Genomic DNA, 23,015 nt, shown 5'->3' with positions numbered 1-23,015 from the left:
TTCCTTATCGGGTCTTGTTCTGGATTCCTTGCCTGCTATTCAGGCGCCTGACGATTCGGGGGATGTTTCAATCCGATATTTATCAGTCAGGTTATACAGCGTTGGTCGGGTTACGCCGAGCAGGCGTGAGGCCTGCGCCATATTGAAGCTACAGGACTGCAGTGCCTGCACAATGGCGGCACGTTCCGCATTTTCCCTGACCTGCCTGAGATTCAGTTGGCTTTCGGGGCCTTCAAGGTCGCAGTTTAGCTCAAGGTCGGCGGCGGTAACACGTTTGCCGTCGGCCATGATTGTGGCCCGTTTCACCTTGTTGATCATTTCACGCACGTTGCCGGGCCATGGGTGTGTCTTGATGGCCTTGATGGCGTCTTCGGTAAAGGCCAGGTTGGGCCGATCCATTTGTTTGCCCAATGACTGCAACAGCGACTGCGCAACAACGAGGGCGTCGCCTTCGCGCTCGCGAAGTGCGGGAACGTCGAGAGTAATTTCACTGATCCGGTAATAAAGGTCCTCGCGGAAAGTCTCCTGATCGATCAACTGCTGTACGTCCCGGTGAGTTGCGCACACCACGCGGACATCGACAGGAACCGGGTTGACCGAGCCCACCCGATCGACCACGCGCTCCTGGAGAAAACGGAGCAGCTTTGCCTGGAGGGGCATGGGCATGTCGCCAATCTCGTCCAGGAATAGGGTGCCGCCATTGGCGCTTTCGATTTTGCCTTTCTTGCTCTGGGTGGCGCCGGTGAACGAGCCCTTCTCAAAGCCAAAGAGTTCGCTTTCAAGGAGGTTCTCAGGAATAGCGGCACAGTTAATGGCCGCAAAAGGTTTATCGAAGCGGTGGCTCAAGTCATGAAGCGCCCTTGCCAGCAGCTCCTTGCCCGTGCCGGTTTCACCGGTAATCAGGGTAGTGACGTCGGTGGGGGCCACTTTTTCGAGGGTGCGACAGATGCCAAGCATCTGTGGGCTGGCCGCGACGATACCTTTGATGTTGGTGCCATTACGCTGACGGGCCAGCTCCCGATTGTCACGTTCCAGTTCGGCCAATCGCAAGGCACGGTTCACCACGAAGGTCAGAATGTCCGCGTCCAGCGGCTTCTGGTAGAAGTCACTGGCCCCCATGCCGATGGCCTTGACGGCGTTCTCCTTGTCTTCCCGTCCGGTGACCACAATGATCTTGGTCATGGGCGACAACCGAAGAATTTCTTCAAGCAGTAGAAAGCCTTCTTTTGCACCACCTGGATCCGGAGGCAGACCCAGATCCAGAGTAATGACATCGGGTTCGCTTCGACGCAGTGCGGTCAGGGCTGACTCCCGGTCAGCCGCAACGCTTACTTCCAGATCTTCGCTGAAACACCAGCGCATCTGGCTTTGTAAACCCGGATCATCTTCTACGATTAGCAGTCGTCTACTCACAACGGTTACAAATCCCTTTTTGTAATGGTGACGGTCTTGCGATCAATCCTCTAAACCCTGATTCTTAACCGAAGATTGACACTTTGCAATGATAGTGTTCGTTGTATTTCGGTTTCGCCAATTATTTGGCATTCTGCTGCGGCAGTGGGTCGCCGGTAATCAGTCGCTCGGGTTCTTCCGGGGCCTGTTCCGGTTTGAACCGGGCAAGCGGGAACCGGATTGAGAAACAGGAGCCCAGGTCCGGTTCGCTGGTTACATCTATATTACCCCCAACATTGCGCACATACTCCCTGGCCTGATAGGCACCAATGCCCATGCCCGTCAGCCCCTTGGTACTTTCGAACGGTTTGAATAACTGGGTCTGGATAAAGTCCTCGGTCATGCCGGAACCGGTGTCCTGGATGAACAGCACAACGTTGCCCTTGGCGGTTTTCAGGGTGAGAGTGATTTCGCCATCGGGTGGGGTGGCATCCTGCGCATTCTGAATCAGGTGGCCGAGAATACTGTAGAGTTGCTCCCGATCGGCATTGATGAAAATGTTTCCGGGATTATCGGCAACCCTCGGTGCAGGTTGGCGGCGGGAGTAGTGCTCCGCCAACTGGCTAACAACCTCAGTCAGGTCGATCACTTCGGTCACCAGGGTTTCGTCCGCTGGCTTGCGGATGTGATCCACCAGGTTCGACATCTTGCGCACGGCATGGTCAGTGGTGTGAATCATATCGTCGATAAAGGCCGGGTTGTTCCGGTGCCTGGGGGCGTTTTTCACCAGCAACGATAGTTGAGCAATCAGCGTTTTCAGGTCATGCACCATGAAGGCAGACGCCTTGCTTACCGCCTCAAACTGCATGGCCCTGGAAAGCCGGTTTTGGGCGTCAGTTTGTGCAAGCAGGTTACAGGTCTGCCGGGCGACAACCTTGATCAGGTCAAAGTTCTCCCAGTTGAGTTCAACGCGCGCGTAAGGGTTGCCGACCATGGCAATACCGTATAAGTCGTTGCTGAGGTATAGGGGAATGACCAGCCAACCATCCGGTGTATGTGATATCGGGTCGGGGATCTCCAGCAGGTTGTAGCTGACCGGATCGCCACGATATTCATGAAGGTCGATAATCCACTCCCGTTCCCCAAAGAAGCGGACAAGTTCGGAGTTGGCGTCGATGGTCGTGTACTTGGGCGTGACCATGTTGACTGCGTTCTTGAGGATGAAGTCGCCTCTTTCCTCTCGTATCCAGAGTGCGCCGGCGTTGCTTTCAACCAGGCTCGAAAGAATGCGGATGACCCGTTCCGGAAGTGGCGGGCTGTCGCTGAGGTCGGCCATTTCCCGGGTCATTTTCAGCCATTCGTCGCGGTAGTCGTATTTGTAATCGAAAAAGTTCTGGCTGATAAACACCATTAGCCGGGAACGCACACGGCGCGAGACCAGCAGGGTGACGAGGAATACCAGTGCGATGCTGAAGAAGAGTACCTGCAGGGCGTCGCCCCATTCGCCTCCCAGGGTTTTGACGTAGTAGCCACCCAGTGACAGGAACAACAGGTAACCACCGGCGAGTATCAGGGCTCCGGCGTGGAAGACGGCTGAACGGGAGAGCTGGAAATCCACTGGCTGTTTGCGGGTGTTAATCACGTTGACAGCAAACAAGGGCACCAGTGCAGCGTTGACCAGGCCACGGGCGTTCCAGAACGACTCCGAGACCTGGCCAAAGAGCAGGGTGTCGGCATACATGAAGAAATCAAAGGCAAACAGGCTGCCAACGGCAATACAGACATACTTCATGCTGGACCGACCAAATGACACGGAGTTTCGCCAGATCTGCTCAATCAGCGATAAGCCGAGTAAGGATAGGGCTATCTGGCCAACCACTTTGGTTTTACCGTCCAGAATGCTGAGCCCGAAGAAATATTCCAGGACACCGCTGCCGAGTAGGAGAGCAACCAGGATCAGGGTGGCTGCCGCCAGCACTTTTCGTAGGCGACCGACAAGATTGGCAGACCGGAATGAATCGCGAAGTAGGGCGAAGAGGACGGTAATCCACGCGGCATCACGCAGAAGTTCCAGCAGGTAGCGAATAAAAAAGCTTGGTTCGCCCCAAAGGCTTTGGGTAACAAGTGAGCCGGCCCACAGCGTGGTGACCACGGCGGCGAGGAGCAAAGAACGATCAATGTCCCGGCGCAGGTATCGTGTGGCAATCAGCAGCGATAGCAACCCAAAGGCAATGGCTGCCGTGGAATGACTGATCAGGCTGAAATTATTCAACATGTTTCGCTTCCTGCGCTATGCGCCACTTTCCATAACGGCACCGATTTCGATCCTGTGCCGTTCACACCGGCTTCTTGTTCTCCCGGTAGAACCGGAATATCTCTTTTAGCGGGCGCCTGGGAGTGAAACCGAATTCCCTGGCGAACGCCCTGCCGTCGATGACTACAGGATACTTGAAAAAGTGCATCAGGTACGAAGGAAAACTTCGCAGGTTGAGTGTGCGCAGTATCATCCTGGGCAGTATGGGGGGAATGGATGGTACTGGTATGCGGCCGCAGCCGCAGAGCTTCAACGCATGCTGGTAGGCCACCCAGTCCTGCGGCGCGACATTGAAAATTCCCCGCTGGGGTTTGTTGTAAGCCAGCACGATGGCATCCGCCATGTCATCGATATGGATAAACTGCATCATCGGTGAAAAACCGGCCAGAACAGGTGCCCGTTCCATGCCCAGCAAGGTGCTGATGGAGTTGCGCACGCCTGGGCCGACAATGTTGCAGGGCCGCAGAATGGTGATATTCAGGTCCGGGTAGCGCCACAGGTAGATGTTGGCCAGGTTCTCCAGTTCCACGGAATCAATCAGGTCCGCGCTCAGCCCCGCACTTTTCAGCGGAGCTTCCTCGTCTATCAGCGCCGGGTTGTAGGCCACCGCGCCATAGACGTGGAAGGTCGACAGGACCACCACCCTTTTGATGTTGTACTTGTGGCTCAAGTCCAGCAGTTTCTGGGTACCGAGAACGTTGGCGTTGTACCGGCGCATTCGGGTGAGCTGGCTCGACATGATGCGGCCGAGATGAATGACGCCATCAAACCGGTAACGCCGGAAAAGGTCTTCGAAGGAGCGTTTGTTGAAGTCGATGCAGTAGCTGGGGATATCGTCGCCCAGATAGACCTGTTCTCGAAAATCCACGGCAACGAGGTTGCAGGTATCCCGCAGGCGGCTGATTACCTGTTGAGCCAGGGCGCCAGCTGCACCTGTTACAAGAATCTGGGGTCTGCTTTTTTCAACCATCAGAACAGCCTTTTCCTTTCGCTCAGTCCGGTATCGATCAATTCACTGATCGCTGCCTTCACCTGTTCCACCCGCTCTGTCACCTGTTCTTCGGGAATTTCCAGGTCGTCAAACACCATTGGATCGCCAAAGTTCAGGTGGACTTTGGCCGGCAAGACAAATGGCATGGCCACCGGAGCGTAGGGAATGCCGAGCCACCGAGCCAGTGGTTTGATGTTGGCGATGGCGGGAATGGTTTCCTCACACCCGACCACGCCCACTGGCACAATGGGTGCCTTGTACTTCATGGCCAGGTGCATGAAGCCGTTACCGAACCGCTTGAGCTGGTAGCGATCCTGATACAGCTTGCCAGACCCGCGAATGCCTTCGGGGAATACGATGACGGCCTCGCCGTTGGCCAGCATCTTGGCGCAATTGGTGGGATCGCCCAAAACCGCGCCAAACTCGTTCAGCAAATTGCCGAGGTAGGGGACGGTCGGGAAAAAACGTTCGATCATTGCCCGGGGAATGCGCGGGTTTTTCTCGCGAGAGGCAAGGGCATAGGCGATCAAAAGTCCATCTACCGGCAACTGCCCACTGTGATTCGGGACGATCAGCACCGGCCCCTCCGAGGGAATTTTGTCAACGCCGGTGGCTTCCACTCGAAAATACTTTTCGTAGATCTGGCGGGTCAGGGAGAAGCCGTACTTCATCACTTCGTTGTTATAGCCCCAGGGATCGTACCCCAGAGAACCAATCGGCTTGCGGATGCGATTGATGTGATTCTCCAGCTCTGCCGGGATCAACCGTGACTTCAGAATCGATGCTAGACCCATGTGGTTTCTACTCTCTTCCTATCATAACGCCAAGGGTATGACTCTGGCCCGTATTCAGCACGCGGTAATCGCCGAGAGCATTGGCGCTTTCAACGCACAGCATGGACTCCCAGGCAACGTCGGGGAAATCCGACAATCGTGCCGCTTTCTCCGGCCCCGGATTCCAGACAACCGTGGAGTCGCTGCCGATGGCGGTGATGCGCCGGTTCCCTGATGGGGTTTCAATGATCAGCGAATTGCCGCTTTCATAGATGCGGTCGGTTTCACCCTCGAAGCTCACTGGCCCTTGCTGTGTGTGGTAGCTCCAGTCTTTCAGGGAGTCCACGTATCCGCAGTTTTCGAGGCCTCTGACCAGCGTTTTGGAAATGTCCGGGGTCGGAAGATAGGTGTGAAGTGCCTGGGTAAACGCCAGCGGTTCCGAACCCGGATTGGTGGTGGTCAACGCCAGTTGGCAGCCGTCAGCCGAGAAGTGGAAGGTCATCAGTAACCGGGCGCGGCCGTCCCAGGCATCAGAAAAGTCACTGTTTGCATCCAGTGACAGGCTGATTTCCACGTCGTGCGCGGTTTCCCTGACATCCTCCAGCTTCCACACTGCTGTGCGGGCGAAACCGTGGGAGCTGGTGGTCAGCAGCCTGCGGCGAACTTCCGGAGGATTTTTCTCGGGCGCCCCAAACCAGGGCCAGCATATCGGGATGCCACCACGGATGGCCACGCCGGGTTCAAAGCGCGCGGTGTCGCTTATCCACAGCCAGTCTGGTTCGTCACGGGCGGCAAAGTGAGTAAGGTGAGCGCCCTGCAGGAAAAGGCGGGCGTGGAACAAGGGGTGGTGTACCTCCATGGCTTCCAGTTGCCCGATGGTTGTCCATCGGGTGAACGACCAGTGCCCGGGTTTTAGTGTCACGTAGTGCCTCGTTACAGCTTTCTGGGTGGTCAATGGATTGTCGGTCTGAGGTGCCGCAAGAGTTACGGCATGTCCTTATACTCAGGGTAAATTAAAACTGTGCTTACGGCGAGAAACCATCATAAAATCGGCCGTCCCCGTCGGAGTTTGATGAATGATTGACCAGATTACTGCCTCAGTTCCCGAGCCTCGCCAGGCTGGAGTCGATCTTTCGACGCCGGGAGGCGATCAGTGGCTTGATGACTTGGCGGATGGTCTCACGGAACATGGCTGGATGAGCCAGGATGTGTCGGTGCTGTTAACTCCGTCCCTTTTAAAGGGTCTTCGCAGTGAAGTTCGGATACTGGACCGGACCGAGGCACTGCGTAAGGCGGGTGTGGGGCGTGGCCAGGACTTGCTTCAGGACAGATCCGTAAGGCGAGACAAGATTGCGTGGCTGCAGGGGGTGACGCCGGTTCAGGCGGCGTTGTTCGAGTTCTTCGAGTCGGTCAGGCTGGGTTTGAATGAGCGGCTGTTCCTGGGGCTGAAACGGTTTGAGGCGCACTACGCCACCTATCACAACGGTGACTTCTACCGTCGCCATGTGGATAGCTTCCAGGGCAGGGCGTCGCGGGTTGTCAGCCTGGTGTTGTACCTCAACGAGGGTTGGCAGGAAGCCGACGGCGGCGCGTTGCAGATTTTCAATCGTGAAAACGAGAACGAGGTATGTGGCGTCGTATTGCCACTGGCAGGGCGGATGGCGCTGTTTATGAGCGAAGAAATTCCCCATGAGGTGTTGCCGGCCCACCGTACCCGTTACAGCGTCGCCTGCTGGTTCCGATGCGATGAAGTGCCGCTGCCATTGTAGTGCCGGAACCCTTTTGCTAATATGCGCGCCGCTTTGAGGGATTTCGCCCCAAAGCCCGTTATGGTGGCTCCATTGGTGCCTCCGCAACGATAAACCGTGAACCCGGTCAGGCCCGGAAGGGAGCAGCCGAAGCGGTGGACTTGTGTGCCGGAGTGTCGCTGATGGAGTCACCCCCAGATTTTTCCTTTTAACGCCCCCGATTATCCCTCTCTGATTGCTTCTTGTTGGCTTCTTCTAACATCCTGACCGTGCTATGGTTAAACCCATTTTTAACGGCAGTTGGCAGAACATGAGCTACCAGGTACTTGCCCGTAAGTGGCGCCCCCGGACATTCGAAGATATGGTCGGCCAGGAGCATGTGCTCCAGGCACTGATCCACGCCCTGGACAACCAGCGGCTGCACCACGCCTATCTGTTTACCGGTACCCGGGGCGTAGGCAAAACAACCATTGGCCGATTGCTGGCCCGATGCCTGAACTGCGAAACCGGCGTTACCGCCACGCCGTGTGGAACCTGCTCCAGTTGCCAGGAAATCCAGGAAGGGCGGTTTGTTGATTTGATCGAAATCGACGCAGCCTCCCGTACTGGCGTGGATGATATGCGGGAACTCACCGATAACGTCCAGTACTCGCCAACCCGTGGCCGCTTCAAGGTGTACCTCATTGACGAGGTACATATGTTGACCAACCAGTCCTTTAACGCTTTCCTCAAGACCCTTGAAGAACCCCCGGAACACGTCAAATTCCTGCTGGCGACCACGGATCCCCAGAAGCTGCCAGTGACCGTGTTGTCCCGTTGCCTGCAGTTCAACCTCAAGCGGATGACGCCCGAACACATTGCCGGGCACCTGCGCCACGTGCTGACCCAGGAAGGCATTCCTTTCGAGGAACCGGCCCTGTGGCTATTGGCACGTGCCGCGGATGGCAGTATGCGGGACGCCCTGAGCCTGACAGACCAGGCCATTGCCTTCGGCAATCAGACGCTCAGCGGCAGTGATGTCAGCAACATGCTGGGCACGATTGATCAAAGCGATATCGAGAACCTGGTGAATGCGCTGGTGGAAGACGACGGGCCCGCGCTGCTGTCCGAGATCAATCGTATTTCCGATTTTGCGCCGGATTACAGCGTGATCCTGGCGGACCTGTTGTCGCTGTTCCATCGGGTGACGATGGAACAGGTGGTGCCGGGCAGTGTCGATAATGCCCTTGGGGATGCCGCGCAGGTGGAATCCCTGGCGCGCCGGCTGAGCGCGGAAGACGCGCAACTCTTCTATCAGGCCGCGCTGATGGGACGTAAGGACCTGGCGGTCACTCCCGATGCCCGCATGGGGTTTGAGATGACGTTGCTGCGAATGCTGGCCTTCCGGCCTGGCACTGACCGCCGTGAACCACCGGTGGTGGCCTCCGGGACGTCATCATCAGGGCAGGAGTCCCGGGAAGACCCTGAGCCTGGCCCGGCAGCGTCGGAGACAATAACAGCGACTGTTGAGCCTGAACAAGCGCCTCAACAGCCAGATTCAGAACAGCGGGCAGAGCCAGAACAACGAACCGAACCGACGCCCCAGCCGGAGCCTCAACCGGAAGCCCAGGAGCCCGTACTGGAATCCCAACCCGCTCCCGCGCCAGAGGAGCCTGACGCTGCCTGGCTGGCGAGCCTGGATGAAGCGGCTGAATCTGCAGCGGCCGAAGCGGCCAGCACTGAGGATTATGAGCCCGAGCCCGTAGCGCCTGAGCCGGAATACGTCGAAGCGCCTCAGGCCGATGTGCCCCAGGTAGAATCAGCAGCGTCGACCGAATCGACTGAGCCGGCCGAACCGATCGAAGAACCCGCGGATACTGGCGAATTTGTCTGGGAACGTGATTTTCGCAGCCTGGGCATTGTGGGCATGCCGGGTAACCTCGCCAGTAATGCGGCTATGGCCCGCAACGGCGATGAAATCGTGCTGACCATCGATGAAGGTCACGCGCGGTTGTTGAACGCCCGCCATGAAGAAAAAATTATCGAGGCGTTGAGGAATCGGTTTGGCGCCACCATAACCCTGCGTGTGGAGCAGGGCGATGCTGAGGGCAAAACGCCGGCTGCCTGGGAAGAGCGCCAGCGGCAGGCGCGCCAGAAGGCAGCGGAAGACTCAATTCGCAATGATCCCGCAGTGCAGTCGATTGTTGAACGATTCGAGGCTCGGGTCGTCGAAAACAGTATCCGGCCGCCGAATCAGGCAAAGTCCGGCTAAGGTCTGCGGTTGGAGCCACGTGGTGGCAACTCTCTAAGGCAATTCTGTAGAAGGTGAGCGTGATGAACAATATGGGCGACCTGATGAAAAAGGCCCAGCAGATGCAGGAAGAAATGAAGAAGGCCCAGGAAGAGGCCGCCAAGGCCGAGATTACCGGCGAAGCCGGCGCGGGCCTGGTCAAGGTGACTATGAACGGTCGCCATGACGTGCGGAAAGTGGATATCGATCCGTCCCTGCTGAGCGAAGACAAGGAAATTCTGGAAGACCTGCTGGCGGCTGCTATCAACGACGCCGTGCGCCGTGTTGAGGAAAACCAGAAAGACAAAATGTCCGGCATGATGTCGGGTATGGGTATGCCTCCGGGCTTCAAGATGCCGTTCTGATCGAGGATAGCTGATGGCTTTTAGTCCGTTGGTAGACGAACTGGTGGAGTCTCTCCGCTGTCTGCCTGGCGTCGGTCAGAAAACGGCCCAGCGTATGGCCTTCCACCTGCTGGAGCGCGGCCGCTCTGGAGGCTCGCGGCTTTCTGACGCACTGGATCGTGCCATGACCGGTGTGCGCCGCTGTGAGAGCTGCCAGAACTTCGCCGATACGCCTACCTGCAATATCTGCGAAAACCCCGAACGACGGAATGGTACGCTCTGCGTGGTGGAAAGCCCCTCAGACCTTCTTGCCATTGAGCAGGCGGGCGATTATCGCGGCAGCTACTTCGTGTTGATGGGGCATCTGTCGCCCATCGACGGCGTGGGCCCCGAGGAAATCGGTATTGAGCGGCTGCTGCAACGCATCCACGGAGAAGGGGTGACGGAGCTGATCCTTGCGACCAATCCAACTGTGGAAGGTGAGGCGACTGCCCACTACATTGCCGACAGGCTGGATGGCCGCAATATCCTGATTACCCGTCTTGCCCATGGTATCCCGGTGGGGGGCGAACTGGGTTATGTTGACGGATTTACCCTGACCCATGCCTTCCGTGGCCGAAAACCTCTGACTGATTAAACCTGACCGGGATTATTATATGGATTCCAACACCCCGGCCGCTTCCGTTCCTGCGGCTCCCGACACGGTTACCTGGATTCGGGAGCCGGACGACCTGGACCGCTGGCTTGCCGAAGGGCAAGGCGAACCGCTTGCACTGGATACCGAGTTCGAACGGGTCAACACCTTCTTCCCGATTCCTGGTCTGGTCCAGTTGGGGATGGGGCAGCGGTTCTGCCTGGTAGACCCGTCGGTCGCAGAGGCGTCAGAGGGCTTTCGCAACGCGCTCACCGACCCGGACACCCCCAAATTGCTATACGCCATGAGTGAGGATCTGGAACTGTTCCGGCACTGGTTGCAGCTGGAACCGGAGGGCATTCTCGACCTGCAGATCGGCGCCGCGCTGGCCGGTGCCGGCTTTTCCGTCGGTTATGCCCGGCTGGTGGAAACTCTCTTCGGTGAATCACTGGATAAATCGGCGACGCGCTCGGATTGGGTTTCTCGCCCGCTTTCCGCGGCTCAGGAACGCTACGCTCTGGACGACGTTCGCTTCCTTGTTCCCTTGTATCACTGGGTGATTACTCGGTTGCAGAAACGGGGCCTTGAAGCGGCATTGGCTGACGAATCCACTCGATTTTCAAAGGAACTGGCAGCCCAGGATAATCCCGACAGCCATTACCTGAAACTGCGAGGCGGCTGGACATTGAGCCGCCAACAGCAGGGGGTGCTGAAAACCCTGGTGTGTTGGCGGGAACATGAGTCGCGCCTCCGGGATCGGCCCCGCAACCGTGTTGTGGCCGATGCGCTGCTGATTGCCATCGCCCAGAGACTGCCACAGTCAGTACGGGAGCTATCGAATATCCAGGGCTTGCCTCCGGCCGTGGTCAGGCGCTACGGGGATACGATTATTAATATGGTTGCGGAGGCATCGACCGCGGATAATTCCGGCATCGACGTTATTGCCGCTCCGCTGAGCCGCCAGGACCAGATGTTCTATAAACAGCTCAAACGGCTGATGGTGAAGGCGGCGGAGGAACGGGATGTGCCGGTGGAACTGCTGGCGCCTCGCAAGCGCCTTGAGGCTGTTGTACAACAACGAAACCTGGCTGCCGGGCTGTTTGACGAGGGCTGGCGCCGTGACCTCCTGGCACCGGTGCAGGAACAGATTGAGGAATTACTGAAATCATGACCGAAAAGACCTTTGTGTCGGTGTTTCGCAGCAGTAAAAAGCCGGACACGTATATCTACGTTCGACGGGGCCAGGCCTGGGAAGACCTGCCGGATAGCCTGCGGGGCATATTCGGCCAGCCAATACACGCCATGGACCTGATCATGACACCGGAACGGAAGCTTGCCCGAACGTCTGGCAAGCAGGTTCTGGAGGCTATTGCCGACAAGGATTTCTTCCTGCAGATGCCTGAGGAATCCAGCGGCTACGTTGTAGACTTTCGCCGTAAACCGGAGCCCGGTCGGGAATGATTGCAGAGATTCCGTTCTGGCAACGCAAACGTCTCCATGAGATGACCGCCAAGGAATGGGAGTCCCTGTGTGACGGCTGCGGAAAATGTTGTCTGGCCAAGCTGGAAGACGAAGACACCGGCGATGTCTACTACACTGAGCTGGTATGCCGTTACATGGAGCAAGACACCTGTCAGTGCAGCGTGTACTCCGAGCGCTTGCAGAAAGTGCCTGCATGCACGGTGCTGACACCGGATACGCTGAGCGACTACCATTGGCTGCCGTATACCTGTGCCTACCGCACACTGGCGGAAGGGCGTGCGCTTGCAGACTGGCACCCGCTACGGTCGGGTGACCCCGATACGGTTCATGAAGCGGGTGTATCGGTGCGTAATCGCGTGATCTCGGAAGCCGATGTACCGGAAGACGATTGGGAAGAACACATAATTCACTGGATCCTTTGATGATAGACGCAGAAACAAACCTTGCTTACGGAATATTCTGGGCCCTGTACGCCGTCGCCTTCGTGGTGTTCTTCTACACCATATCCCGCCTGTTTCGGGTAATTCCGGTTTATGCCATCCGCACGCTGTTGCAGGCCGCGTTGATTGTCCTCCTGTTGACCCCGGTCGAGTCCGGTGAGGTAGCTGGCTGGTGGATGCCGGCCTGGTTGCACGGCGGCTACGAAACCATTCTGGGTGATGCCGCCAACGCGGGCCGGGCCTTTGTGAACATGGGCATAGCATCCCTGATTATGGTGTTGGTGTGGGTTCTTGACCTTGTCAGATACCGGCTGGTTAAACGCTGAGACTTTCCTTGATCATCACCTCGCATGGAGCTGCCCTGATGCGACTTCTAAGCCGCCTGTTTGCTGTCATCCTCATCCTGCCAATTACGGCGCTTGCACAGCAGGCGCCAACCCTGCAGTTACCCGACAGTGCCGATGTCCGAATTATTGTCGACATCTCCGGCTCCATGAAAACCAACGATCCGGACAACCTGCGCCGCCCGGCTGTGCGTCTGTTGGCGCGTATGCTGCCTGGGCAAGCCAATGCCGGAGTCTGGACCTTTGGTCAGTACGTCAACATGCTGGTGCCCCATGGCAAAGTCACTGATGACTGGCGGGGGCTGGCTGTCGAACGCTCAGATGAGATCAATTCGGTCGCCCTTCGGACCAATCTGGGGGAGGCGATTCAGGTTGCCAGTGATGATTACCTGTTGGGCTCGGAGAGCCTCGACAATACGGACTTCATTCTACTCACCGATGGCAAAGTGGATATCTCCGATAACGAGAGCGCCAATGATCGCGAGCGTGAGCGGATTCTGGGGGCATTGCTGGACGATTTGAGTAGCCGTGGTGCCACCCTTCATACCGTCGCATTGTCCGAGGAGGCAGATCTTGCTCTTTTGAAGAGTCTTGCGGAACGCACCGGGGGCCGCTATGCCCTGGCGTCGTCCGCTGATGCACTGACTCTGGCTTTTCTTGAAGCGCTGAACACCGCTGTACCGCAGCAGCAGATTCCCATTGAGGATAATGGCTTTCAGGTGGATGGTGGCGTAGAGGAATTTACCGCGCTGATTTTTCGCGCTGGTGACGAGTCTGCCGCCAACCGAACGCTTGAACTGGTCAGTCCCGGCGGCACCAAGGCAGGGCCGGACTCAGCCACCGAGGGAATGCGTTGGGTGCGCGAAACGGAATACGACCTGATTACCGTCACCGATCCTGAGGCGGGCGACTGGACGATCAACGGCGAGTTGGGTGAGGGCAGTCGGGTCACTGTCGTCAGCGATCTGCGGATGGTGGTGAGCCCGGTCCCGCCAACATTCACGGAGAACGAACCAGTATCCCTTCAGGTGGCCTTCTTTGAGGAAGACCGAAAAATTGAAAACCGTGACTTCCTGGGGGTTATCGATGTCAGTGTGTCATTAACCTCAGAGGACGGGCGCAGCGGTAACAAGGTGTTGTCTCCGGATGAGCCGCCGCAGGACGGCGTCTATACGGACACCATCACACGACTGCCTGATGCCGGTGAATACCAACTCAGCGTTGTTGCGGACGGTCAAACGTTCTCCCGACGCTTCAGTACCGTTACCCGATATATTCAGCCCGAGGGCGAACAAGCCCCAATTGAGGCAGTCGTTTCTGACGAGCCCTCGCAGGAAGCGTCAGTGATGGAGGATGAGTTGCCAGAGGCCTCACCCGCTCCCGAAATTGAATCGCCTGTGTCCAGTTCCGGGCCGATCGATATCAGCCAGGTTGAAGAGCCAGAACCGAAGCCGCTTGAGGAGCAGCCTGTCGATAAGGAAGAGGCGGAACCGGAAACGCCGGCCACCGTTGAGGAGGCGGCGAGCGGCATTCCGTTCTGGGTATGGGCCGCTGCCGGCACCTTGGGTGTGGTGGCTGTCGCCGGGGTGGCATTCCTGTTCGTCAAGCGCAGAAAATCAGCGCAGGATCAGGGCAACAACGAGGAGCCGCCCCTGGTCGCAGAGGAAACGCCGGAGGAAGAGGCTACCGCCGCACCCGAACCTGAACAGGCGCCTGAAGACGTACCCGAAGAGATACCTGAACCAGAACCGGTGCCGGAACCCGAACCCGAACCGGAAGAATTGCCGGAACCTGAAGAAGTGCCGGAACTCCAGCAAGACGAAGCGTTGCCCGAGGACGATATCCCCGTTGCTGATGCGGAAGTGGAGGACGGTGAAGACGAATTCGGGCTGGAGGACTTTGATCTCTCCGAGTTCGACGATTTGCCAGCCACTGATGAGGATAGTGAGCCCACCGACGACGAGTTTGAAAACGACGACAAGGACGGAGGAAAGGATCGGTAATTGGCGGTTAATCGAACAGGGCTCTTATCAGAACGGCTTCGGTTCTCTATACTCTGAGTCTATTTTCAAACAGACGTTTAACCGTTAATTGAACAGGACACTATCAGCATGAAGTTTACCGGTACCGAGAAATATGTTGCCACTGATGACCTGCAGATGGCCGTCAACGCAGCCATAACGCTGCAACGCCCGCTACTGATCAAGGGCGAGCCCGGCACTGGTAAAACCCTCCTGGCCGAAGAAATGGCTGCGTCCCTCGGCCTGCGCCTGATTCCCTGGCACATCAAATCCACCACTAAGGCTCAACAGGGACTGTACGAATACGATGCGGTCTCCCGTCTGCGGGATTCCCAGCTCGGTGACGAGAAGGTCAAGGACATCAGCAACTACATCGTCAAGGGCAAGCTGTGGGAAGCCTTCGAATCCGAGGAACAGGTGGTGCTGCTGATCGATGAAATCGACAAGGCGGATATCGAGTTCCCGAATGATCTTCTGCTTGAACTCGATCGCATGGAATTCTTCGTCTACGAGACACAGCAGTCTGTGCGTGCTAAGCATCGGCCTATCATCGTGATCACCAGTAACAACGAAAAGGAACTGCCGGATGCTTTCCTGCGCCGTTGTTTCTTCCACTACATCAGCTTCCCGGATCACGACACCATGAAGAGCATCGTGGACGTGCACTTCCCGGGTCTGCAGCAGCAGGTGGTTCGCGATGCGCTGGAAGTTTTCTTCGACGTTCGCAAGGTGCCAGGGCTGAAGAAGAAGCCGTCCACTTCAGAACTGATCGATTGGCTCAAACTGCTGATGGCGGATGACCTGTCTGCCAAAATGTTGCAGGAGAAGGACACCAGTTCCGCCTTGCCGCCGCTGTATGGCGCACTGGTGAAGAACGAGCAGGATGTTCACCTGTTGCAGAAGCTGGCCTTCATGGCCCGTCGTCGTAGCTGAAATACAGCAAGAGCAGCACCCTATGTTGATTGATTTCTTTCTCGAAGTCCGGCGGGCCAAGGTGCCCGCCAGTCTGCGCGAACTCCTCGACCTGCTTGAAGCTCTGCAGAACAGGCTCGCCTTTGCGAATATGGAAGAGTTTTACTACCTGGCTCGTGTCTGCCTGGTCAAGGACGAGCGCCATTTCGATAAATTTGACCGGGCGTTCCAGGCCTATTTCGAGGGCATAGAAAACCTCGATGACCTGATGCAGGCGTTGATTCCGGATGATTGGCTGCGCGCGGAATTTGAAAAGCAGCTGTCAGAAGAGGACAAGGCCAAAATCGATTCCCTCGGCGGGCTGGAAGAGCTGATCGATACCTTCAAGAAACGCATGGAAGAGCAGAAGGAGCGTCATCAGGGCGGCAACAAGTGGATTGGCACTGGTGGTACCTCACCCTTTGGTGCGAACGGTTACAACCCGGAAGGTTTTCGCATTGGCCAGAACAAGGGGCGTCATGGCCGCGCCGTAAAGGTTTGGGAAAAACGGGAGTTCAAGGACCTGGACGACAGCGTCACTCTCGGCATTCGCAATATCAAGGTGGCCATGCGTCGGCTGCGTAAGTTTGCTCGCCAGGGTGCCGCGGACCAGCTCGACATGGACGATACTATCCGCTCCACTGCCCGCAACGCCGGGTACCTCGACTTGAAGATGGTTCCCGAGCGGCACAATGCGGTCAAAGTCCTGATCTTCTTCGACGTGGGTGGCTCCATGGACCCTCACGTGCGGGTCTGCGAGGAGCTCTTTTCGGCTGCTCGGCTCGAATTCAAGCACATGGAGTACTTTTACTTTCATAATTTCATCTATGAAAGCGTGTGGAAAAACAACATCCGCCGGATGAACGAAACAACGAGCACCTGGGACATTCTTCACAAGTACACGCCGGACTACAAAGTGATCTTTGTAGGGGATGCCACCATGGCGCCCTATGAGGTGTCACACCCCGGCGGGTCCATCGAACACTGGAACGAGGAAGCGGGCGCAACGTGGTTTCAGCGCATTACCGATCACTTCCGCAAGGTGGTGTGGATCAATCCATTGCCGGAGAGCTACTGGGGCATGGGTGGGTCGCTCGGTATGACCCGTCAGCTGGTGAATGACCACATGTATCCGTTGACCATTGAAGGCCTGGAATCGGCCATGAAACAACTGAGCAAATAAAAAAAGCCGATGCGGTTGAGAGCATCGGCTAAGCTCGGCATATCAAACGGGGTGGCCAAAAGGCTGTCCCGCGCTTCTCTCGGAGCAAATCCGGGGCCAGTTTAAAATAGTGAATATAAATCAGTTAATTAGAATAATTTTCGTGCATCTCCCGTGAACGGGAGATTCCTCGACGTTTTGCTCCTGTCAAAAAATCCGACGGTTTCGGATTTCCAATTGGTGATCTGGATACCGTTCTTGCCTGTTACCAAGTGTTACTCTTTCTGCCGGTTTGTTACAGAACATTGCTAGAGGCAGGAAGCGTATGGTCGCCGGAGCGCAGCAAACAGTAACGGTCGGGCGCCAGGTCAGGGTGGCGTGGCTGGTCATTTTGGTCATGATGGTGGCATCTCAGCTCGGTTTGACGCGTAGCGCCTTTGCTGAGTCGCTGGACCAGGAGATCGACCGCCTGAAAGCCGATGTGGCGGACCTCAGCCAGACGTTGTACCAACTGGAGGAGAACGTACTCTACCCAGTCGACACGCAAGTGGCAGTTTTCCTGACACTCAGGAATCGGGAGGGGCTGGATCTGGACTCGGTGGAACTGTACCTGAACGACACGCCAGTTGCTTCCCACCTCTATACCGACCAGGAACGTGACTCCCTGAAGCAGGGCGGTGTCCAGCGGCTCTATATCGGTAACCTGCCTCATGGCGCCCATCAACTAAAAGCGGTTCTGACGGCACGTTCAGCGAATGAACGCTTTGTTCGCCGTGAAGCGACCCATCAATTTCGGAAGCGGCCCGGTGAATCCCGCATACAGATGTCTCTGGATGCCGCGGCGCCGGACTACGAACCAGTGGTTTCGTTTCAGGAATGGAAATAGGGCGAAAGGATGGTCGTGCTCGCTAAGTTTCGGAAAGTCTCCACACGGTTTGCTCTCAGTCTGACCGCGGCCCTTATCCCGGGGCTGGCGTCCGGAGGCAACGATTTGGCGTCGTTGCACTTGGGGCTCGCACAATTCGCCCTGGACACCCATGAACCGGCTGCAGCATTGCGTTATACCCGGAATGCCACTACCGAAGCCGAACGCCTGGTTCGCGCTAAAGCACTTTTGGTTACGGGGAGTCATCAAGAGGCTGAACGGCTGCTGAAAGAACTGATCGAAGGCCAGTATTACCGCGGGCAGGCGGCACTATTGCTGGCGGAACTGCCGACGGACTCTGGAGACAACAAAACCCGGGAATACCTTGAAACTGCTTCAAAGCGGGCCAGTGGAAGTGACCGGCAAAAGGCGCTTTACCGGTTGGCCGAGATTGAGAGGGAGGCGGGGCATACCGATCGGGCCGGGAAGGTGCTGGCGTCCATGGAGCCAGGCTATTGGGCTGCGCTGGGTTACATGAACATTGCGGCTGACTACGGCAGGCAGGACCGGAATCCATCGCGAGCACTGGTTGCACTTCGAGTGGCTCTGGCCATGTCCGAAGAAGACGTCGACAGCCAACGCAGCCAGGAACTCAGAAGCCGACTACTGGTTCGCGCCGGCTACCTTGCTTACGATCACGGAGACTACGAAAAGGCCATCGGCTTCCTGGAGAAAATCCCCCTGGAAAGCTACAGCACATCCCATGGCCTCTACCTTCACGGTCTTGCACTCTCGGCCAGTGGCAACCAGCGTGCGGCAATGCAGTCCTGGCATCGCGCCAAAAAGTACCCACTGGCCTATCCCGGTGTGGCCAATGCCTGGCTTGGAACGGGTAGGGGGTACGACCTCGCCGGTTACCTGGGGCAGGCGGGTGAAGCTTATCTAGCAGCAAATGCGTCCTATGAAAGTGAACGGGTGACCCTTCGCAAACTGGCTGACCAGATCCGTCAGAAAGGTGCGTATCAGGCGCTGGTACTGGACGCACGGAACTCTGAGGCCCAATGGTTCCTTGCCGACAACCGTACGCTCACACAGCCCCGTACTGCCTATCTAATTCGTTTCATTGAGCAGCCCGCTGCCCAGGCCGCCGTCAACCGGGTGGCTGAACTGAGGGAGATGAGGCAAACACTGAATCAGCGGGAAGACAGCCTTGCTGTTTTTCGGGGGGCCATCAGTGAACGTTTGGGGCCCGTGGGGCACAACGTTGATGGCAGTCCCTTCAACGAAGAAATCAAAGAGCTGGTGCAGCGGTTGGCGAACCTGAAAGCCTGGACCATCTCTCCTGCACAACAAGAGGCGCTGAAAGGTGTAGCCAGGACATTGGCCGATCTGAAAGCGTCCGTTGGCAGGCTTGATGGAAGATTGAAAAAGAAAGATCGCAAGCTCAATGAACTGATGACACGCACCGACCATGCGCTGGAGCGGATACGGACGGTCCGTCGCACGGCCGATGCACTTCTGAGCAGGGCGGAGTCGGAACTGGATGAACTGGCTCTGGCCTATGTCGAAGAGCAGGATCACCGTATGGCGTTTGCGTTGGATCGGACCGAGCAGCAGATTGCCCACCTGTACGAGTATCTGGCCCTGGAAAACCTTGAGCGAGGTCAGCCATGAAGCCAGTGGTGTCAATTTCCCTGACGGTGCTGTTTACGGCGTTCGCGGCGAGTGCCCAGGCACAGGAATCTTTCCGGGTAGAGCTGGGTCGCGACGGCGAAACCATTGCTGATATGCGCCCGGTTTTTCTGGAATTCCAGTCCCGACCGATGCCGGCCATATCGCCAACAGAAGTTGCCCGTCGATACCAGCGATTGTTTGAACACTCTGATGAACCTGAAGTACGCATTGATGCACTTAACCGGCTTTCCAATATCCAGAAGGTGACTGACGAGGACGTCAGCTTCAGCGAAGAACGCGAACAACAGGTATACCGACAGGCGCTGGAAAGTTACGAATCCATTCTCGACAGGGGCGCCTACCAGGGCCGGCTTGATGAATTGCTATACCAGATGGCGAAGGCTCATGCCTACACGGGGCAGGCGGAGGAGTCTATTGACCGGTTACGCCAACTGGTTGGTCTGTATCCTTCGTCCTCCCTGGTACCTGAGGCCCGTTTCCGCATTGCCGAGGCAGCGTTTTCGGCGGGAGACTATGCCGAGGCTGAGTCCGAGTACAGCCGTGTGATATCGGGTGACGGCACCGATAGCCTGAAAACCAAGGCCCGATATATGCAGGGCTGGAGTCAGTACAAGCAAGGGGCTTCTGCCCGGACAAGGGCCGCAAAGACGTTCCTGACGGTACTGGACGGTGTCGGTGAGGAAACCAGTGGGTTTCGCCGCATTCCTGCCAGCGACGCTGAACTGGTTGACGACACCTTCAGGATTGTCGCTCTGATGGCGGCGGAAGACCGGGGCGTTGAATCCCTGGCAAGCTGGTTGACCGATGCGGGTGGCAAGGACTACGGGTACCTCCTGTACGACAGGCTGGCAGATTACTACGCCAGCAACCGGCGTTTTGAAGACAGCGTGGCGGTGAACAATGACTTTGTTCGCGATTTCCAGGCGCATAACGCCGTACCGGCCTTTCTGGCCCAGAATGTGGAGGTCTGGCGCATGGCGGGGCAAGCCGATCGCGCAAGGGCCGCCAGGGCAGAGTATGTCCAGGCATTTGCCGGCGATGCCCGTTACCAGCAACTCGCGAGAGCGGATCAGGAACGCTGGCAGAATTTCAGCCGGTCACTGGCGGACTATCACTATGATCAGGCCGAAGAGGGGCAAGCGGAGCGCCAAGTGGCATCTTTCCGGTTGGCTGGGGGTTATTACAGTCAGTTGGCTGGCCGGAGCAGCCAGAAGGGCGACGTTCTTCGCATGGCCGGTGATGCGTTCCTGCAGGCAGGTGACCACACTGACGCCTTCAAGCATTACCAGCGTGCGGCTTATGACACGGATCATGAGACAAAAGAGTATCCGGGGGCGGCGGATGCCGCCTGGGCTGCCATCGTAATTCAGCGTGATGCGCTGGACAATCGCAATTCACTTCCCGCGACACTGGACGACCTGGCTGCAGCCGCCGACCGCTTCGCGGCTGAGTTCCCAGAGGACGAACGTCAGGCTGGTCTGACGGCGGATATCGCCAACCGAATGCTCGCGGAGCATCGTTATGCTGAGGCCCTTCGGTTTGCCGAGCTTGCCATAGCCCATCCGTTGGTCAGCCCAGCCGAACGCTACAGTGCCTGGGTCGCAGCCGGTGAGGCGAGCCTGGCGATGGCGTCTTATGGGCTTGCTGAAAATGCCTGGCGTCAAGCACTGGCACTGATTTCAGAGGGGCTGTTACAGGAAGGGCGGGCCAAAGATACCGACAGTCTGAAACGGCAACTAGCCAGCAGCATCTACTACCAGGGGGAGAAAGCGGCGAGCGAGGGCCGCATTGACACCGCCGTGGCGCATTTTCAGCGTGTGGAGTCTGCGTTTCCGGGGTCGGACATTGCGATCAAGGGCCGTTACGACGCAGCGAATACACTTCTGAAGGCAGAGCGCTGGCAGGCTGCCGTTAATGAACTGACCCGATTTCGCACGGATTACCCGCAGCATGACCTGACCCCAACCGTAGGCGAAAAGCTGGTGTTTGCCTATCAGTCATCGGGCCAACTGGTGCGCGCGGCGGATGAAATCATGCGTGCCGACGAAGGAGAGTCGCCGTCCTGGGATCAGCAACTGAGGGCGGCTGAGCTGTATCACAAGGCAGAGGCCCATGCGCGTCGCAATCGCATCTACGTCGCGTGGCTCAACCGCGATTCCGCTGCTGCCGATTCCGAGAGCCATATCCTTAGTCAGACCCTGCGCCAGCGTCTTGTGCTCGACGATGTGGAGCCGCGGCGATATCGAATCGAGTTGGTAGAGCGAGAGCTCGCCAGCCAGTGGCATTCGGAAGACACGCTGACGTGGGCTGGGCGGGCAGCCATCGTGCTGGGGGCGGAAGAGTCCGAGCGGTTTGCCGATGTTCCGCTACAGATTCCATTGGCCGAATCCCTGGGGCGCAAACAAGCGGCCCTCTCGGCTGCGCGGGAGCGTCTCTCACAAGCTGAGAAGCTGATTGGCGAGGGCGCAGGTTCGGAAATTCTGTTCCGTCGGGCAGAGCTGTACCGGGTGATGGCGCAGGATCTCATGACGTCAGAAGCGCCGGCGAACCTGAGCGACCTTGAGGCAACCCAGTACCGGATGTTGCTTGAAGAAGAGGCCTACCCTTTCGAGGAAAAGGCCATCGACCTGCACGCAAGGAATCATCAACGCCTGGCGGAAGGCCGGTTTGATGAGTGGATGGAACGCAGCCTGCAAGTTCTGGCGGACCTGTTCCCCGGCAGGTACGACCGGGAGGTGCGCTGGATGACGTGGAATGAGGAGGTCAACGATGATGCCTGAAACAGCACGTGCGGTTCTGCTTTCGGGGTGTCTTGCGTTGCTGGCGGGGTGCGCCAGCCAGCCCAAGCCGGAGCCGGTGGTCGTCAACACCGCCGAGGCCAGTGAGCTGGCACGTCAGGCCTGGGAGGCACACCAGCAGGGACGCAAGGAAGAGGCCCTCGAACGGTACCGTGAGGCTTTTGATATCAACCCGGCCAACGCGCTCACGGCCAATAACCTGGCATTGTTGCTGCGAGAACAGGGACGATTTGAGGAGGCGGTGACGGTGCTGGAGGCGGGGCTCAGCCATTCCCCGGTTACCGCCGAACTGCATTACAACCTTGCTGTTATCTCAGAGCTGTATCTGCTGGATCTGGATGGCGCACTGGCTCACTACCGCCGTTACCGCGAGTTGGCGGGCACCGAGGAGAAGCAGGTGGCCGGATGGATTGCGGACCTTGAAAGGAGGCTGGACTGAATGCGCTTTTATCGACGATTGGCGACGGCCGCGATGAGCTTGATGCTTACCCCGTTCATGGCCTTTGCAAATGAGGCGTCCAATGCCTCGGAAGCGGTTGTGTCTCAGACCGCGGATAACACCGTCGCACTGGGCGTAGAGGGAATCAACCGCCATACCGGAGACGATGATCCCGGCGTGCTTTATATCTTGCCCTGGCAGCCGCCGACCTTGCCGCGGCGTTCACGCGCTGAACTGGATGCCGGAAGCGAGGAACTGCTCGAACCCAAGGACCCGCTGACCCTTGAGCGTCACCGGACCTTTCGTGAAACCCTGAATCCATTGTTGGATTCCACTCTTTCCCTGCAGTAGAG

21 protein-coding genes and 1 other RNA gene are annotated in these 23,015 nt (G+C 57.5%); 17 read left to right on the top strand and 5 right to left on the bottom strand.

Annotation, left to right across the window (positions count from 1 at the left end; all coding sequences use genetic code 11):
• Nucleotides 1-39 precede the first annotated feature (39 nt).
• The 5 genes from prsR to JJO78_RS09190 form a co-directional block, all read right to left on the bottom strand.
• Nucleotides 40-1,413: a PEP-CTERM-box response regulator transcription factor gene (gene prsR, locus JJO78_RS09210; RefSeq protein ID WP_036205429.1), complete on the bottom strand. Its 1,374-nt coding sequence runs from the start codon at nucleotides 1,411-1,413 to the stop codon at nucleotides 40-42.
• A gap of 121 nt (nucleotides 1,414-1,534) precedes the next feature.
• The gene (gene prsK, locus JJO78_RS09205) at nucleotides 1,535-3,667 is read right to left on the bottom strand and encodes an XrtA/PEP-CTERM system histidine kinase PrsK (protein ID WP_036205430.1); all 2,133 of its coding nucleotides are present in this window, start codon (nucleotides 3,665-3,667) and stop codon (nucleotides 1,535-1,537) included.
• A gap of 61 nt (nucleotides 3,668-3,728) precedes the next feature.
• Nucleotides 3,729-4,676, bottom strand: a complete 948-nt coding sequence (locus JJO78_RS09200; protein WP_036205431.1) for an SDR family oxidoreductase — start codon at nucleotides 4,674-4,676, stop codon at nucleotides 3,729-3,731.
• The gene (locus tag JJO78_RS09195) at nucleotides 4,676-5,491 is read right to left on the bottom strand and encodes a lysophospholipid acyltransferase family protein (protein WP_036205432.1); all 816 of its coding nucleotides are present in this window, start codon (nucleotides 5,489-5,491) and stop codon (nucleotides 4,676-4,678) included. The genes JJO78_RS09200 and JJO78_RS09195 overlap by 1 nt, the downstream gene beginning before the upstream one ends.
• A gap of 7 nt (nucleotides 5,492-5,498) precedes the next feature.
• Nucleotides 5,499-6,392 carry a D-hexose-6-phosphate mutarotase gene (locus JJO78_RS09190; RefSeq protein ID WP_273623435.1) on the bottom strand — a complete coding sequence of 298 codons (894 nt, stop codon included), beginning with the start codon at nucleotides 6,390-6,392 and terminating at the stop codon, nucleotides 5,499-5,501.
• 154 nt (nucleotides 6,393-6,546) lie between these two features.
• On the opposite strand from JJO78_RS09190, the gene JJO78_RS09185 reads away from it, so the two are divergent.
• From JJO78_RS09185 to JJO78_RS09105, 17 genes are all read left to right on the top strand, one after another.
• Complete coding sequence (locus JJO78_RS09185; protein ID WP_273623433.1) at nucleotides 6,547-7,239, top strand: 2OG-Fe(II) oxygenase; 693 nt, start codon at nucleotides 6,547-6,549, stop codon at nucleotides 7,237-7,239.
• A 70-nt stretch (nucleotides 7,240-7,309) separates the two neighbouring features.
• Nucleotides 7,310-7,406, top strand: an RNA gene (gene ffs / locus JJO78_RS09180) — signal recognition particle sRNA small type.
• Between the two features lie 122 nt (nucleotides 7,407-7,528).
• Nucleotides 7,529-9,469: a DNA polymerase III subunit gamma/tau gene (gene dnaX, locus JJO78_RS09175; RefSeq protein WP_273623652.1), complete on the top strand. Its 1,941-nt coding sequence runs from the start codon at nucleotides 7,529-7,531 to the stop codon at nucleotides 9,467-9,469.
• A gap of 59 nt (nucleotides 9,470-9,528) precedes the next feature.
• A complete protein-coding gene (locus JJO78_RS09170) occupies nucleotides 9,529-9,852 on the top strand; it encodes a YbaB/EbfC family nucleoid-associated protein (protein WP_174447635.1) in 324 nt (107 codons plus the stop codon).
• Between the two features lie 13 nt (nucleotides 9,853-9,865).
• Nucleotides 9,866-10,468, top strand: coding sequence for a recombination mediator RecR (gene recR / locus JJO78_RS09165; protein WP_036205441.1), 603 nt, complete (start codon nucleotides 9,866-9,868; stop codon nucleotides 10,466-10,468).
• A gap of 19 nt (nucleotides 10,469-10,487) precedes the next feature.
• Nucleotides 10,488-11,636: a ribonuclease D gene (locus JJO78_RS09160; RefSeq protein ID WP_041334784.1), complete on the top strand. Its 1,149-nt coding sequence runs from the start codon at nucleotides 10,488-10,490 to the stop codon at nucleotides 11,634-11,636.
• Nucleotides 11,633-11,926: a YcgL domain-containing protein gene (locus tag JJO78_RS09155; protein WP_127401415.1), complete on the top strand. Its 294-nt coding sequence runs from the start codon at nucleotides 11,633-11,635 to the stop codon at nucleotides 11,924-11,926. Before JJO78_RS09160 ends, JJO78_RS09155 begins: the two co-directional genes overlap by 4 nt.
• Nucleotides 11,923-12,369 (top strand): YcgN family cysteine cluster protein, encoded by a 447-nt coding sequence (locus JJO78_RS09150; protein WP_036205444.1) that lies wholly within the window; start codon nucleotides 11,923-11,925, stop codon nucleotides 12,367-12,369. Before JJO78_RS09155 ends, JJO78_RS09150 begins: the two co-directional genes overlap by 4 nt.
• On the top strand, nucleotides 12,369-12,713 hold the full coding sequence (locus JJO78_RS09145; RefSeq protein WP_273623430.1) for a hypothetical protein: 345 nt from the start codon (nucleotides 12,369-12,371) through the stop codon (nucleotides 12,711-12,713). Before JJO78_RS09150 ends, JJO78_RS09145 begins: the two co-directional genes overlap by 1 nt.
• Before the next feature lie 38 nt (nucleotides 12,714-12,751).
• The gene (locus tag JJO78_RS09140) at nucleotides 12,752-14,734 is read left to right on the top strand and encodes a VWA domain-containing protein (RefSeq protein ID WP_273623429.1); all 1,983 of its coding nucleotides are present in this window, start codon (nucleotides 12,752-12,754) and stop codon (nucleotides 14,732-14,734) included.
• A 108-nt stretch (nucleotides 14,735-14,842) separates the two neighbouring features.
• Nucleotides 14,843-15,685, top strand: a complete 843-nt coding sequence (locus tag JJO78_RS09135; protein ID WP_075196100.1) for an AAA family ATPase — start codon at nucleotides 14,843-14,845, stop codon at nucleotides 15,683-15,685.
• Between the two features lie 22 nt (nucleotides 15,686-15,707).
• Complete coding sequence (locus tag JJO78_RS09130) at nucleotides 15,708-16,886, top strand: vWA domain-containing protein (protein ID WP_007152565.1); 1,179 nt, start codon at nucleotides 15,708-15,710, stop codon at nucleotides 16,884-16,886.
• Nucleotides 16,887-17,190: 304 nt separating this feature from the next.
• Nucleotides 17,191-17,751 (top strand): hypothetical protein, encoded by a 561-nt coding sequence (locus tag JJO78_RS09125; protein WP_052479513.1) that lies wholly within the window; start codon nucleotides 17,191-17,193, stop codon nucleotides 17,749-17,751.
• Between the two features lie 9 nt (nucleotides 17,752-17,760).
• The gene (locus JJO78_RS09120) at nucleotides 17,761-19,404 is read left to right on the top strand and encodes a hypothetical protein (protein ID WP_273623426.1); all 1,644 of its coding nucleotides are present in this window, start codon (nucleotides 17,761-17,763) and stop codon (nucleotides 19,402-19,404) included.
• Nucleotides 19,401-22,205: a tetratricopeptide repeat protein gene (locus tag JJO78_RS09115; protein ID WP_273623425.1), complete on the top strand. Its 2,805-nt coding sequence runs from the start codon at nucleotides 19,401-19,403 to the stop codon at nucleotides 22,203-22,205. Before JJO78_RS09120 ends, JJO78_RS09115 begins: the two co-directional genes overlap by 4 nt.
• On the top strand, nucleotides 22,195-22,662 hold the full coding sequence (locus tag JJO78_RS09110) for a tetratricopeptide repeat protein (RefSeq protein ID WP_273623424.1): 468 nt from the start codon (nucleotides 22,195-22,197) through the stop codon (nucleotides 22,660-22,662). The genes JJO78_RS09115 and JJO78_RS09110 overlap by 11 nt, the downstream gene beginning before the upstream one ends.
• Nucleotides 22,663-23,013 (top strand): hypothetical protein, encoded by a 351-nt coding sequence (locus tag JJO78_RS09105; RefSeq protein ID WP_273623423.1) that lies wholly within the window; start codon nucleotides 22,663-22,665, stop codon nucleotides 23,011-23,013.
• Nucleotides 23,014-23,015 lie beyond the last annotated feature (2 nt).

The sequence above is a fragment of the Marinobacter sp. DS40M6 genome (assembly GCF_028581595.1).
GTDB lineage: Bacteria > Pseudomonadota > Gammaproteobacteria > Pseudomonadales > Oleiphilaceae > Marinobacter > Marinobacter salarius.
Note: the sequence above shows the minus strand (reverse complement) of the source record. Positions and strands in the feature narration are given on the sequence as shown.